General features: G+C 56.1%; 15 protein-coding genes and 1 tRNA gene. 13 read left to right on the forward strand and 3 right to left on the reverse strand.

Annotated features, from left to right (window positions below; all coding sequences use genetic code 11):
- Window positions 1-31 precede the first annotated feature (31 nt).
- The 7 genes from ACFKSJ_RS00445 (at window position 32) to ACFKSJ_RS00475 (ending at window position 6,659) form a co-directional block, all read left to right on the forward strand.
- Window positions 32-832, forward strand: a complete 801-nt coding sequence (locus ACFKSJ_RS00445) for a CheF family chemotaxis protein (protein ID WP_440950317.1) — start codon at window positions 32-34, stop codon at window positions 830-832.
- 75 nt (window positions 833-907) lie between these two features.
- Complete coding sequence (locus ACFKSJ_RS00450) at window positions 908-1,270, forward strand: response regulator (RefSeq protein ID WP_012618482.1); 363 nt, start codon at window positions 908-910, stop codon at window positions 1,268-1,270.
- A 1-nt stretch (window position 1,271) separates the two neighbouring features.
- A complete protein-coding gene (cheB, locus tag ACFKSJ_RS00455; RefSeq protein ID WP_440951434.1) occupies window positions 1,272-2,309 on the forward strand; it encodes a chemotaxis-specific protein-glutamate methyltransferase CheB in 1,038 nt (345 codons plus the stop codon).
- Window positions 2,310-2,323: 14 nt separating this feature from the next.
- Window positions 2,324-4,270: a chemotaxis protein CheW gene (locus ACFKSJ_RS00460; RefSeq protein WP_440950318.1), complete on the forward strand. Its 1,947-nt coding sequence runs from the start codon at window positions 2,324-2,326 to the stop codon at window positions 4,268-4,270.
- Between the two features lie 14 nt (window positions 4,271-4,284).
- Window positions 4,285-4,899, forward strand: coding sequence for a chemotaxis protein CheC (locus ACFKSJ_RS00465; protein WP_440950319.1), 615 nt, complete (start codon window positions 4,285-4,287; stop codon window positions 4,897-4,899).
- A 12-nt stretch (window positions 4,900-4,911) separates the two neighbouring features.
- Window positions 4,912-5,406 carry a chemotaxis protein CheD gene (locus ACFKSJ_RS00470; RefSeq protein ID WP_440950320.1) on the forward strand — a complete coding sequence of 165 codons (495 nt, stop codon included), beginning with the start codon at window positions 4,912-4,914 and terminating at the stop codon, window positions 5,404-5,406.
- 32 nt (window positions 5,407-5,438) lie between these two features.
- The gene (locus ACFKSJ_RS00475) at window positions 5,439-6,659 is read left to right on the forward strand and encodes a hypothetical protein (RefSeq protein ID WP_440950321.1); all 1,221 of its coding nucleotides are present in this window, start codon (window positions 5,439-5,441) and stop codon (window positions 6,657-6,659) included.
- Here the strand turns inward: ACFKSJ_RS00475 and ACFKSJ_RS00480 are convergent, their stop codons facing one another.
- A complete protein-coding gene (locus ACFKSJ_RS00480; RefSeq protein WP_440950322.1) occupies window positions 6,660-7,694 on the reverse strand; it encodes a mechanosensitive ion channel family protein in 1,035 nt (344 codons plus the stop codon).
- Between the two features lie 45 nt (window positions 7,695-7,739).
- On the opposite strand from ACFKSJ_RS00480, the gene hypD reads away from it, so the two are divergent.
- The 5 genes from hypD to ACFKSJ_RS00505 all read left to right on the forward strand — a co-directional run bounded on the left by hypD (window position 7,740) and on the right by ACFKSJ_RS00505 (window position 10,410).
- A complete protein-coding gene (gene hypD / locus ACFKSJ_RS00485; RefSeq protein WP_440950323.1) occupies window positions 7,740-8,765 on the forward strand; it encodes a hydrogenase formation protein HypD in 1,026 nt (341 codons plus the stop codon).
- Between the two features lie 50 nt (window positions 8,766-8,815).
- Window positions 8,816-8,887 (forward strand) — tRNA-Arg (locus ACFKSJ_RS00490).
- A 304-nt stretch (window positions 8,888-9,191) separates the two neighbouring features.
- A complete protein-coding gene (locus ACFKSJ_RS00495; protein ID WP_440950324.1) occupies window positions 9,192-9,428 on the forward strand; it encodes a hypothetical protein in 237 nt (78 codons plus the stop codon).
- The gene (locus ACFKSJ_RS00500) at window positions 9,425-9,688 is read left to right on the forward strand and encodes a type II toxin-antitoxin system RelE family toxin (RefSeq protein WP_440950325.1); all 264 of its coding nucleotides are present in this window, start codon (window positions 9,425-9,427) and stop codon (window positions 9,686-9,688) included. The genes ACFKSJ_RS00495 and ACFKSJ_RS00500 overlap by 4 nt, the downstream gene beginning before the upstream one ends.
- 296 nt (window positions 9,689-9,984) lie before the next feature.
- Window positions 9,985-10,410, forward strand: coding sequence for a hypothetical protein (locus ACFKSJ_RS00505; RefSeq protein ID WP_440950326.1), 426 nt, complete (start codon window positions 9,985-9,987; stop codon window positions 10,408-10,410).
- Between the two features lies 1 nt (window position 10,411).
- On the opposite strand, the gene ACFKSJ_RS00510 is transcribed toward ACFKSJ_RS00505, so the two are convergent.
- Window positions 10,412-10,570 carry a hypothetical protein gene (locus ACFKSJ_RS00510; RefSeq protein ID WP_440950327.1) on the reverse strand — a complete coding sequence of 53 codons (159 nt, stop codon included), beginning with the start codon at window positions 10,568-10,570 and terminating at the stop codon, window positions 10,412-10,414.
- 256 nt (window positions 10,571-10,826) lie between these two features.
- Here ACFKSJ_RS00510 and ACFKSJ_RS00515 point away from each other — a divergent pair, with 256 nt between their 5' ends.
- Window positions 10,827-12,638 (forward strand): SIR2 family protein, encoded by a 1,812-nt coding sequence (locus ACFKSJ_RS00515; protein WP_440950328.1) that lies wholly within the window; start codon window positions 10,827-10,829, stop codon window positions 12,636-12,638.
- A 22-nt stretch (window positions 12,639-12,660) separates the two neighbouring features.
- Here ACFKSJ_RS00515 and ACFKSJ_RS00520 read toward each other — a convergent pair whose 3' ends face one another.
- Window positions 12,661-13,635: an HNH endonuclease gene (locus tag ACFKSJ_RS00520; RefSeq protein ID WP_440950329.1), complete on the reverse strand. Its 975-nt coding sequence runs from the start codon at window positions 13,633-13,635 to the stop codon at window positions 12,661-12,663.
- Window positions 13,636-13,683: the final 48 nt, after the last annotated feature.

The raw sequence follows: 13,683 nt of genomic DNA on the forward strand, positions 1-13,683 counted from the left end.
GGTAGTAATAATCAAAAATACATGAGGGTTTATGAAGGAAGTACCTGTTAAGATTGAGCATGACGGAACATGGGTGGTATTAAAGATCGGCATAACTGAGGATCGTCTGGTGATCCCCCGGCCGGTGGATAGGGAGGTTCTCTTTAAGGATATCGTCAACCTTGAAGAGCGGAAGAACGTGCTGCTCATCAGCACCCGGGATGCCCCGGATAAGACACTCCCCATCCTCTCGGTCGAGAAGGTGCTTCGGGTGATGAAACGGTTGATCCTGAGCAGCTGCAGTGCCTACCGGCTCGCTGCATACTTCCTCTCTCCTGCTGTCCGGGGCGGCGTGATGATCAAGGATGCGCAGTGGGAGAAAGGTTCCATCATTGTCGTGAAGACCGGGATCTGGTTCGATAGCGCTCAAAAACAGGTGAGCATCCCCCTCAACGAGGTTGCCGATATCCAGTTGACCAAGCGTGATGTGCAGGGAAAACAGACCGACGTGATCAAGATCGATCATGTCGACGCCGGCGAGGTGGTGACCAGTTTTGTGCTCTGTCCGGTCTCGACCCTCCAGACCCTCTTCAACTTCCTGACCGACGCCACCAAATCGATGGATATGCGTGGCGACGAACTGGACGAGTACGACCAGCAGGTGGCCATGCTGGTGTACAGCGGCATGGACTCGTCTGCCATCATCAGCATGCTCTCGATCAACAATAAAAAACTGGATGTCATCTATGACAAACTGATCAATCTGGATATCGCCGAGGTCGTGGAGGTCAGAAGAGAGGTGAAACTGACCACCAAGGGGATACGCTACATCTCTGACGTCACAAAACAATGAATCTTTCCCAAATGATGTTTTTTATTTTCAGCACCTCTTTATAGACCTTACGACAAAGTATTACCTTGGTGTTCAATGGGGCGCATATTAATTGTCGATGATACAATGTTCATGCGGACGCTTCTCAAAAATATTCTCTTCTCAGGCGGCCATACCATCGTGGGCGAGGCGGCTGACGGGGAGGAAGGGATTGCGAAGTACAAGGAGCTGAAACCCGACCTCGTCACGATGGATGTGGTGATGCCGAAGTTGAACGGCATCGAGTCGCTGAAGGGGATCAAGCAGTTCGACCCGGCTGCCCGGGTTGTCATGTGTACTGCCGTCGGGCAGGAACAGATGGTGAAGCTGGCTATCAAGACCGGGGCAAAGGGATACATTGTCAAACCGTTCCAGGCCCCGAAGGTACTTGAAGAAGTGAAGAATGTTCTAGCGTCCTGATCTGATGCGTGTCCTGATTGTTGATGACTCTGTGTTCATGCGCACTGTCATCAGAGATATTCTGACGAAGGATCCCGCCATCGAGGTGGTCGGAACAGCCATCGACGGCGTGGATGCCCTTGCAAAGATCAGGGCTCTCGATCCTGACCTGATCACGCTCGACATCGAGATGCCGAGGATGAACGGGCTCGAAGTACTCAAGGAGCTCGGGACCTGGGAGAAACGGCCCAGGACGCTGATGCTCTCCTCGCTCACCTCGAAGGATGCCGAGATGACCAGGCTTGCGATCGAACTCGGGGCTGATGATTTCATGCTCAAGCCCAAGGACATCACCCATGTTCGGGGTATCGGCGACGATCTGATCGCAAAGGTCAAGCATATGTTCAGGTTCCGGTTTTCGCCGATCAGAAGGATCTCCAGAGGCGGGGTTGGGAGCGAGATGGCGACCAGGATCGTGATGATCGGGTCGTCGGCAGGCGGGCCCCAGCAGCTCGATCAACTGCTGATGGACCTGCCAGCCGATCTGCCGGCAGCGGTGGTGGTGACCCAGCATATGCCTCCTGGTTTCACCGCCGCTCTCGCCGAGCGGTTCAACCGGATCTGCCCTATCCCGGTCCGGGAATCCCAGTCCGGTGACAACCTCGAAGTGGGGCGGGTCCTCGTCTCCAAGTCCGGGTTCCATTCGGTGATCACGGCCAACATCGGCAGTGACGGAAGACGGACCGGGCGGCTGGTCCATTCGAGTGCCCCGCCGCTCCATGGAGTCCGCCCGGCCATCGACAAGATCTTCATATCCGGAGCCCCGGTCTTCGGGAAGAACGCGGTCTCGGTGATCCTCTCGGGGATGGGCAATGATGCCGGGGAAGGGGCTGCCGCAGTCAAGAAAGCCGGCGGCACGTCGCTGATCTGTAGAGAGGAGGACTGCCTGGTCTATGGCATGGCCAGATCGGCCATCGAGCATAATGCGGTCGACCAGGTCGTACCGCTCAAGAGGATGGCGAAAGAGATCGTCAGGATTGTCTCGCAGATGGAAGGGTAAGAGGGATTGGTTGCATGTCAGAATTTGAAGCGTACCGGGGGCTCTTTGTTGCAGAATCCCGTGAAAACCATGAGAATATGGTGAAAGGGCTGCTGGTCCTCGAACAGGGTGCGGACGATACCGCCATCGATGAGATCTTTCGGGCCGTTCACACGCTCAAAGGAGCTTCGGCATCGATGGGGTTCGACGAACCGGAGCACCTCTGCCACTCCATGGAGGACATCTTCCAGAACATCCGGAGCGGGTCGTTGCAGATCAGCAGCGATCTGATGGATCTTCTCCTCTCTGCCGCCGATGTGATCGAGGAGATGATCGATAATATCGAGGGCGGAGGTGATGGCGCCGACTCTGAAGCAGCGACGTTGATCAGTTCCCTGAAAAAATGGGCGGATCTGAAGGCGTCGTCTGCTCGTGGTACGGCACCTGCATCTGTTCCTCAGGAGGTACAGCCTGCCGGCGATACGGCGGACCCGCCAGCCCTCCAGGACGGCCTCCCGGTGTACTCCGTGCAGGTGACGCTGAAGGACGAATGCCTGATGAAGGACATCCGGGCCCTCCTGGTCATCCAGAGCCTGGAGGCGCTGGGGACGATCCTTGAGACCACGCCCTCCCGTGCCGCCATCGATGACGGGGATTGCGGGGCAGAACTCACGGTGGTGGTTCAGAGCGACGCCGGCCCGGATTCTCTGAAGGTGGCGGCCGAGGGGTCCGACGTTCAGGCTGTCCGGGTGGTCGAACAGGCGCTCACCCCGGCCGCCCAGGCCTCCCCGGATTCTGTGGTTCATAAGGCTCGTGATGAGGACGAACCGAAGGTCCGGGAGAAGAACCGGGAGATCAAAAATCTCCGGGTGGATATCCAGCAGCTCGATCACATGATGAACCTCGTCGAAGACCTGGTGATCAACCGGGGCCGGATGAAGCAGATCGCCGAGCAGTACAGGATCAAGGAGATGGACGAGGCGATCAGCGTGGTCGAGCGTTCGGTCTCTGAACTGCAGAACCTGATGATGAACATCAGAATGATCCCGCTCCATCAGATCTTCAACCGGTTTCCACGGGTCGTCCGGGATGTCGCCAAATATGACGGCAAAGAGGTCGAGTTCCTGATGGAGGGCGGTGAGACCGAACTCGACCGGAGTGTGATGGACGGGTTGGGTGATCCCCTCCTTCACCTGATCAGGAACGCCATCAACCATGGGATTGAATCCCCCGAGATCCGGGAGCGTGTGGGCAAGGAGAGGATCGGGACGGTCCGCCTCTCTGCCCGCCGCGACCGGGACAATGTGATCATCGAACTGACCGATGACGGGGCCGGGATCGATGTCGTGCGTGTGCGCAGCAAGGCGGTCCAGAAAGGGCTGATGACCAGGGAGGCCGCCGATGCCCTGACCGATGACGAGGTGGTCAACATCCTCTTCCAGCCCGGGTTCAGTACAGCCGAGAAGATCACCGATATCAGCGGTCGGGGTGTCGGCCTCGACGTGGTGAAGAGTGCGATCGAGTCGTTGAAGGGATCGGTCAATGTGAAGACCGTCCTTGGAAAGATGACCCGGTTCGAGCTGGTCCTTCCGCCGACGATGGCGATCGTGCAGGTGATGATCGTCAGGATCAATGGCAGACGATGTGCGATCCCGATCAACAGCATCGTCGAGGTGGCGACCCTTGATATGCAGGCTGTCCACCAGATCGGGAGCGGCGAGGCGATCCTTCTGCGGGACGAGGTCCTCCCGATCTACTGGCTTGACGAGATGTTCGGCAAGCCAGAGCACAGCGATATTGTGCTTGTAATCCAGTATATGGAGAAGAAATGCGGAATCCCGCTCGATACCGTCGAAGGTCAGCAGGAGGTGGTGGTCAAACCCCTCAGCCGGCTGATCGGAAGTTCGCGTGGTGTCAGCGGGATCACCATACTCGGTGACGGCGATGTCGTACCGGTACTTGATGTAAATACGATGGTATAACCGGAGAAGATGAAATGCAATTGACAGATGTACAACTGGATGCCATCAGGGAGCTTGGTAACATCGGCGCTGCACACGCAGCCACGACACTCTCTCAGATGTTGATGTCTCAGATCGAGATGAGCGTGCCCGAGATCAAGGTCGTTGATATCGGGGATCTCTGTGATCATATCGGGGATGAATATGCAGCCATGGTGGTCTTCTCCCTGCAGGGCGAGCTTGAACCGGGCGGCTATATCATCCTCTTTGTTCCCAAAGAGTCGGCCCTCCGTCTGACCAATACGATGCTCGGTATGACCGATATGGAGCGGGAGATCGATGAGATGGACCGGAGTGCACTGCTGGAGGTCGGGAATATCATGATCTCGGCCTTCCTCGACGGGACTGCAGAGCTGCTCGGCATCGTGATGCTGCCGTCCCCGCCTGCAATGGCCATCGACATGGCCCATGCCGGGCTCGAGTCGATCATCTCTCAGATGGACGCGGATGTCAACGAGGTGATCCTCTTCAAGACAGAACTGAACAGTGAGGAGCACCGGATTAAATCGGATATTCTGTTCATGCCGGATACCCGTACGCTGAATGATATCCTCCGCCTCCTGGAGGAACTGGTGGGACCGATTCAGTGAAGGAGATGATCCATGGTGAGAGCATCGAATTTCTTTGAAGGATCTGCGATCATCATCGGGATTGGAGAGTATCATATCGGTGAAGAACCGAAGGCTACGATCGGGCTCGGCTCCTGTGTGGCTGTCATCCTGCATGATGAATCCCGGGGGATCGGCGCCATGGCGCATGTGATGCTCCCTGAGAGCAACGGCCGGTCCGATCGCCCGGGGAAGTATGCAGATACGGCAGTCCCGCTGCTGGTCGACGGGCTCTGTGCACAGGGGTGCCGGCAGCCGAACATCCATGCGAAGCTGGTTGGGGGAGCGAGCATGTTCGCCTTCTTCGGGAATAACCTGAACATCGGGGAACGGAACATCAAGGCCATCAAGGAGGCCCTCGAAGCGAAGAGGATCCGCGTCACCGGAGAGGTGGTCGGTGGAAATGTGGGACGGTCGGTGATGTACAACCCGTCCGGACACGGGAAGGTCAACATCAAACGGGCGGATGGAACGTGCCAAGAGATCTGATCGTTCTTCTGATAACCCTGCTCTTTCTGGTTGTGCCTGCTTCTGGAGCCGTGCATCTCTTCGCCCCGGGCGCCGGCTCGGTCTCTTCGGATCGCGTGTACGACCTGGTCGACGGACCGAACGGACAGGTGATCCTTGCAACAGACAATGGGATCTCGACCTATGACGGCAGTACCTGGACGATCCATCATGCCAACCCGGTGAACCGGAGCCAGGGTCTCCTCGACGACATGGTCGTTGCCCTGGCCTACGACCATCGGGGCGGGTTCTGGATCGGGTACCCTGACGGAATGCAGCGTTTTGACGGGGTCGCCTACAGGGTCTTCGACGATCCGCAGGCGTTCGTCTCGCTGAGTGTTCATGACATGCAGCGGTGGGACCAGGAGATGTGGGTCTCGGTGGGGACGTCCGGCCTGTACCGCTATGCCTATGGGACCTGGACCTGGTTCCAGCCGTTCAAGAACTATGGTCCCGGGTGCTACGGGGTGGACAGCATGGCGGTGGATGAGAAGAACGGGGCCCTGATCCTGGCGGCCAGTGATGGCGGGCTCTGGGAGGTTCCGGACCACTCCGACCCGGTCCAGTTCAAGCAGGTCCCTGACCCGGACCAGAAGTACACCGGGCTGAACCATGTCAGGTATGACCCGATGGGCGGGGTGTATGCCTTCAACCAGAGCCTGGTTGCCCATTATGCGGCCGACGGCCACTTCCAGACTATTCTGACTGCCGATGATCTCGCCTATGATATTCATGAGATCACCGATATCGTGGCGTCGCCCGACGGGACGCTTTGGATTGGAACGCCGGGCGGACTCGTTGCCTGGCAGGACGGGCATCCGGTGGTCCGGTACCAGAGGAGCGAGGGTATCGGGGACGATTCATATGTCCAGCGGGTCTTCATGGATGCTGATGGCCGGTGCTGGTTCACGACGAACGGGTATGTCGGCTACGTGGACCCGGATCGAACCCTGAGCACGCACCTTGCGATCTCACCGCCGACGACCGTGACGACCGTCCCCACCCCCTCTCCGTCTCCGCTGTCGATCATTCCTGTCCCGGGGATCACCGCCAGCGGCCAGGCTGCATCGATGCCTTTGACTGCGGCGTCTTCTCAGCCGCCGGGCTCCCTCTTCGAACAGATTGAACGGTTTTTGATCTATGGGATCAAGGATGCGTTCCGTTCAGCAGAACAGATCTCCGGAAATGTCCGGGGCAAGGAAGCGATCTCCGATCCCCAGCGTGCAAATTTCTGATCAGGGACGGTCTCTCTGGTCCAGGGGGTACGGGATCAGTCCCCCCTGTTCTTCTTCTGCGATCTTTCTATAGATCTGGTCCCTGATGGCACTGGGTTCGGCATGATCCGGCCCGGATATGATCAGTTCGAAGATGAGATGATCCTTCAAAAAATGGGTCAGATAGATCTCGGGAGGCGGCAGGTCGGTGCGGTCGCCGGCGTACTGTGCTACGGCCTGTGTGGCGATCGTCCTGAGGCGTTCCCTGGTCTGGTCGATCGAGGGTCCGTACCTGATCGGGACCCTGACCCGGATCTTCTGCATGATGTCCGGGACCGAGTAGTTGACCACGATATTCCCTGATATCTTTGCGTTGGGGATGGTCACGATCTGGTGCTCGGCGGTCCTGAGGCGCGTCGACCTGATCCCGACCCTGATCACGGTGCCGGTGTACGGTTCGATCCTGACCTTGTCGTTCAGGGCGAACGGGCGGTCGACCATGATGATGGCTCCCCCGAGCATGTTGGAGAGGAGGTCCTGGGCGGCCAGCGCAACGGCCAGCCCGGCGATCCCGGCCCCGGCCAGCAGGGGGGTGATGTTGATGTCGAGGTAGGAGAGGATGAAGAGGAGGGCGATGAACCAGATCAGGTACTGGGCCGAGAGTCTGAGCAGGTCCAGGAACCGCATGTCGACCTCCCGGTCCGGACGGGCTTCCTGCCAGGCTGCATAATTCTTGATGATGGTGAGCGAGAAGTTCGAGACGATCCATGCCCCGATGAGCACGTAGACCGCGATCAGGTACCTGCTGTCGAGCAGCCACCGGTAGGTGTCGGGGAGGGGAGTGAAGTACCTGAGCGCGACGTAGAGCGTGACGGTGATGACGGCCACGATCAGGGGTCTCCCCAGGGCGATCAGGACGGCGTCGCCGAATGAGAAGAACGGGTGCTGGTGCATGGCGAGCCGGCGTTGCAGCCGGATTCCGAGTTCGTAGATGAAGACCGCAGCACAGAGCCCGGCCAGGACGATGGCGATGGCGAGGAGGATCTGGTCCTGCATAACGTGTACTCTTTTGGGGATGGAGGTATAAACCTATGAGTACGCATGGCTGTTGGAAAGGAGATCGTCGAGACACTGCGGCAGACAGTGGACAGGGATATTTCGCTGATGCATATCTGCGGGACGCATGAGGCTGCCATCGCCCGGCATGGGATCCGGAGCGTGCTCCCGGAGAGGCTGAAGATCGTGATGGGGCCCGGGTGTCCGGTCTGTATCACTCCCCAGGGGGAGATCGATGCGGCCGTTGAACTGGCAGAACGCGGGTGCATCGTGGCCACCTATGGGGACCTGGTCAGGGTGCCCGGGTCGAACGGGACGCTGGAGTCTTCGGGCGGGGATATCAGGATCGTCCAGGGGGTTCACAAGGCGGTGGAGATCGCCGAGCAGACCGACCGGGAGGTGGTCTTCATCTCGGTGGGGTTCGAGACGACGGCTCCGACGGTGGCCGCGACACTGCTGGCGAAACCGCCGGAGAACTTCAGCATCCTCTCCTGCCACCGGCTGGTGCCGCCGGCGATGAAGTGGCTCCTCGCGCAGGGAGAGGGGAAGATCGACGGTTTTCTCCTTCCCGGACACGTCTGCGTGGTGATGGGGTACCAGGAGTACGAGCAGTTCCCGGTGCCGCAGGTGGTCGCCGGCTTCGAGGCCGAGGACGTGCTGCTCGGGCTGCTGATGCTCGTCCGGCAGGTGAAGGAGGGGCGGGCGGTCGTTGAGAACGCCTATCCCCGTGCCGTGACCAGGGAGGGGAATGTCAAGGCGCAGCACCTGATGTACGAGGTCTTCGAGCCCTGCGATGTCGAGTGGCGCGGGTTCCCGGTGATCCCGCAGTCAGGGCTTAAGCTGCGGGAGGAGTTCGCCGGCTACGATGCCCAGCGGAAGTTCGACCTTGTCTTCAAGAAGGTGACCAAGCATTCGGCCTGTATCTGCGATCGCGTGCTCCGGGGCGTGGCAGAACCCTCGGACTGCGCCCTCTTCGGGAAGGTCTGCACGCCCAGGACGCCGGTCGGCCCCTGCATGGTCAGCCACGAAGGGGCCTGCAAGATCTGGCAGACCTATCACCAGCGGCACTGATCGCCGCGTCTTTTTTTATACGATCACCGCCAATATTAGAGGAGACGCCTGCCTCGGTAGGGTAGTGGATATCCTAGAAGCCTCCGGAGCTTTTGACCCGGGTTCGAGTCCCGGCCGGGGCGTCAGGGGATTTGGGTGTCACGCCCAATCCTGCAATCTCAATTGCACAATCGGCCTTCTTTTCAGAACTGTTTTGGGTACTTCCTCTGGGCGTGTCGACTACGTTTTACGGATGCCTTCGTGCCGTGTATATTTCGAAGAATGGTAGTGGCAGGTTTTTGTATCAGATCTCGCAGCCGTCGATTCGTGATCTGGTGGAGCCGTTCAACGGCCACAAAGGCGGCCGCCACGATTGCTGCGAGGAGCACGATCTTGAACGGCTGCCGGAATAGGTAGCCTTATGTCCCCGAAGGGCTACCCAGGTGTATGGGCGCCATTGCCACGATCAAGGTGAAGCCGGAGATCAAAGGAATGCTCGACGGCCTCAAGGTGCATCCGCGAGAGTCGTACAGCGACGTGATCGCCCGTGTCGTCTGCCGGGCTTACGATCCCGAGCCGCTTTCAAGCGAAGAGATCGCCGGCCTCGAGGAGGCCCTTGCGGACATCAAGGCCGGCCGCATCCACTCAGAAGCCGATATCAAGGCGGCCTTCGGGGTCGAATGACCCTGTACACGATCGAATATACAGACAGGGCAAAGAAAGACCTCCAGAAGATCGAGAGAGCGGACGCACAGCGCATTATCCGAGCGCTCGGACGAGTAAAGGAGGATCCCCGAGGCCATATCAAGAAGTTGAAGACCTCGGCGCCCGTCTACTCCTTTCACGCGGGGGGGTTCAGCGTTCTGCTTGAGATCGTAGACGATCGGTTCCTGATCCTGGTCCTCGAGGTACACCCCCGAAAAACCTCATATCGGGACTTCTAGTCCCCACTTTTGGCCTCTTCTCGTGAGTGTAACGATTGGAAAAGTCGAGGACGGGCCGACCAGCGGCTCGGGCGGGGTGCCGGTTTTGTCTCCGCTCGCGTGTGGGGTGCCGGGGATCGGCCGGTATACCAGGGGTGCCGCCCGCTTTGTCTCCGCTCGCGTGTGGGGTGCCGGTCCCGTGCTCATCGTGGGGGATCTGCCGGCCAGGACTGACTCAGTTATTCACGGAGCTGGCTGCGAGCAGCAACAACTTCTATTATCTGAAGGTGTAGATCAATCAAACGGAGGTTTAAGGCATGAATGGAGATGAGATTGTAAAATATGTAGCCGAAGAAACGCATGTATCGTTTGTTCAATTGGAACGGGAGTTCCCCCAGTACTTTGGTGGGACGCAGTGCATTTCGCTGACAGGTCTGGATACTATCATTCTGTGGACGGGTTTCACAGAAGAGGGGTCGGCTCTCTTCCTTAACCTTGTGAACTCAAAACGCCTGTATTTCCATCCAACCCAGACTCTCTTTGCAGGAAAGCCCGCCGTGTATATGATTGATGGAAAATGCCTGATGATGCCTCTCGCAAAACAGGCAAGGCAGTACAAAAAACTCCACTGGTACCCCGTAGTGCTGAATACCTTCCCGTATTCTCCGAAGAAGGTGAAAGCCTCCGAGGGGCGACTGTTGTCTTCTGGTTGCCGGCCTCGTTGCCCTACTGACCTTGCCTGACTCAGTTATTCACGGAACGGGCTGCGAGCAGCCAGGACTCCCGGCTCTTTCGGGTCGTCCTCGCCGTGATGCCGTCCGGGTTGCCGGCTGCCGGTGGGGTCTCGCTGTCTTTGCTGGTGGCGATATGGCCGGAGGCAGCGGTGGTCAGGTCCTGGATCAAGGAGAAGACGGTGCTGATGGGCTCGCCATCAATCTTAACAACAAGGATGCGTATGAGGGGGTCTCGGTGGAGGACGAGGAGTACGGGAGGATTCTTTTTTCTGGGACTAGCAGGGTGGGTGTCAACGCTGACCAGTTATCGTTGGCATCGCGGTGAGGCGGAAGGAGCACCGGGGGGTCGAGTTACTACTTGGATAAACTCTGCTTCCTAGGATGTGCTACTCAACCGAATGAAATCGAGACATTGAATCCTTACAATGGCAATTGATAATTCATCGCTTATGTCCGAAATTTTCCCAGCCATTGATCCACTCGCCCCTCTCGCTCTCTCTATTCAGGCAAACCGCCGGGTCTTCGCCCTCTTTCTCGGAAGCGGCCTCTCCGTATCTGCGGGAATTCCAACAGGTCGGGACGTTGTCCATCTTTTAATCCGAAAACTCGCATGCGCCCGGGGTCAGGAATGCGGTGACGATCCGGAAGCCTGGTTCAATGCTGAATTCAAAGATGATCCTGATTATTCAAAGTTACTTGAGACCCTCTATCCCTCTGCCTCTGAACGAAGGAATGCACTCAATGATTTATTCGAGCCAGGGGAGCTCGATCAGATCCATGGACGAAAACGACCGACCCAAGCGCATCATTCAATCACGCAATTAGTGAAACAGGGGTTCTTTCAGGTGATCCTGACAACGAATTTCGATCGTCTCCTCGAGCAAGCCTTCACCGAAGCCAACGTTCCATTCACCATGGTTCGTTCCTCAGAGGAGGCTGAACGCATCGATCCCCTTCAACATATCCAAACTCTGATCATCAAAGTCAACGGTGATTACAAAGACCCTGATATCCGGAATACAACCACAGAGGTGAGTGTGTATCCGGCTGGAATGGAGAAACTACTCAAAAAGGTGTTTACCGAGTATGGTCTGATAATATGCGGTTGGTCATCCACATCAGATATTGGTCTGCGGGGTCTCCTCACGGAAAATTTGAGCAGATACACCACATATTGGGCAACCCGTGGTGAGATCGCGGAAAAGGCCAGACCAATAGTTATGGCCCGTCAAGGAGTGTTTGTTACCATAGAGGATGCAAATGTCTTTTTCAGCGATCTTGAGATGAAGGTTGCAGCCCTCGACCGGATGGCTCACATGACTCCACTCACGGCGAGCATGGCGGCGGAGCAGGTCAAGTTCTATCTTTCCGAAGAGCGATGGGACATTGCACTCAATGATCTTGTTGTACGTGAGACCCGTTCCGTCAGTTCCAGACTCCTATCCATGAACGATCTGGAAAAAACTCCAAAGGTAATTACTCTGAATGATTATGGGTTAAGAATTCAGGAATATGATTCAGTTCTTTCCTCGCTAGTCTCCATGGTGGTTGCAGGTTCCTTTTGGGGCCGGCAAGGACACAATTCCCTATGGGGATCATCCCTTAAAGCAGTCTTAGATACTGTGACGGATTCAGGTACCAATACATGGATCCAACTGCAGTGGTATCCTGCGTTGCGGCTTCTCTATGCCAGCGGCATCTCAGCCCTGGCATCGAAGAACTATAATCTGCTCCGGACTCTCCTGGTCGATACTAAGGTGTCAGGTTATGGAATTGGGAACGATATTCCGGCAGTCATGAAGCTCTTTCCCTTTAATATTTTAAAATTGGATAATGACGTCGCAAGCCGCGTTCTCCGCCTCAACTATTCCTCTTCGATGTTTCCGTTGAGTGATAAACTCCGGGAGGATCTCAGTAAAGAGTTCACTGACATCGTGATGCAGGACGCAGAGTTCCTGTACCTTTTCGATTACTTTGAATACCTCTGTTGTCTCGTGCATGCGGATTACTTCAAGCGACAATCTAACGAAGCCCGGGGCTCATTCAGCTCATTTATTCAGCGGTCGAATCGAGGTAATCCTCATAATCCTCTTTTAGGGGTCGAGAACGAAATCAAGCGTGACGGCGCAAACTGGGCACCATTGCAGGCCGGCTTCTTTGAGGGGTCACTGGAACGGGCGCGGCAGATTAAACACGAGTATGACGAGCGGCTGGTCGAAATACGTAAACGTTATTGATAAGGGACTCTCAAGGTCTCTCTCACTTTCCGGATTCATGATTGTTCGATGCGGATCTCTGGGTTAGCCATTCGTAGTGAGTGCGAGAATTGAAAGCGATTTCTAAATCCGGATCTGCGCACTCCCCAAATAATGTCGTTCCAGGTTCCTCGTGATAGTCCGGGTCAATGATAATCTGACTTGACACGTGATCGCTTTTTATTTCTAAATCTGGGGGGTAATGATAATCCTCGTTTAATCGTCCAACAACGACGAGATATTCTGGGGTTTCCCAGCATGCAAAAAGTTTGATGTGCGCTATTACAACTGAATGATCTTGATATAAGGAAATATGATGGACTTCTTTAATCCTTCCAAGAACGGGGGGTGTCAAGCAGCCGACCCACCTGCAGATATCTCCAGTTGTTCCAAGAATTGATGAGGGTAGAAAGAGTTCTTCGAAGCTATCGAGACCATAGAAAGCCACTGCAAATCCATGGGCAATCTTCGCGATGAATCGTGCAAAGGAAGTTGCAACATAGGTCTCTGGATATTCGATAGAAGTGATTCCGGACTGTTGTAAATCCTTGATGTCGGGGCCGGCTACTTTGATTGTCCGCACTGCTATCACATCTGCCCCATTTTTATATCCTCTCTTATCAACAAAGGCAGGGAGGGGAAATTCAATAATGGATAAAAGTAAGAGCGACGAATCATTCTCTACAGCAACTCTTTCGCCGTGCTTATTGAACAGATCGGCGTATCGAATCTGGGTGGGCCTTGTTTTTTTATGTCTCGTTGGCATTCCAACTGCTAATCGTGGATTGAGAAATGGACCCCGGAGAATGTCTCTCTCAAATTGTGAGGTGATCTTCGCACAGGCTAGACAACTTGCAGATTTTAAAACAACAGTGCCGCCCAAACCCAACGGTACGATATGCTCATTGGTTAATTTTCCTTGCTCGGTTCCGCAGTAGATACACTTACCAATCTTTGTGTAACGAGGAATATCTGACATGAGTAAAGAAGTGTTTCACAATTGTAGTAATTTCAGCGAGCCCTGTAT

Source organism: Methanosphaerula subterraneus (assembly GCF_052055875.1).
Lineage (GTDB): Archaea > Halobacteriota > Methanomicrobia > Methanomicrobiales > Methanospirillaceae > Methanosphaerula > Methanosphaerula subterraneus.